Here is a 201-nt window from a genome sequence, read left to right as displayed (position 1 = left end):
TATATTCCATTCCGGTTACAGCAGTGATGCTGAAAGACCCGGTTGCTTCGTCACAAGTTGGTTGAACAGTTTCAGCTACTACAGGAGCATCAGGAGTTTCAGGTTGAGCGTTTATTGTTACAGAAAGCTCTTCCGATTCACATCCGTCAGCGTTTCTTGCAACAACAGTATAAGTATCGGCAGCAAGTTCAGACCAGGAAG

The 201-nt window shown here is 45.3% G+C and carries 1 protein-coding gene; it reads right to left on the bottom strand.

Going from position 1 to position 201, the window contains the following annotated elements:
• Positions 1-201 (bottom strand): hypothetical protein (locus tag LB465_RS18300; protein ID WP_224471340.1); only part of this gene is annotated, 201 nt, incomplete at both ends.

This window comes from Salegentibacter lacus, from assembly GCF_020164555.1.
Taxonomy (GTDB): domain Bacteria; phylum Bacteroidota; class Bacteroidia; order Flavobacteriales; family Flavobacteriaceae; genus Salegentibacter; species Salegentibacter lacus.
This window is presented reverse-complemented; position numbering and strand designations above follow the sequence as displayed.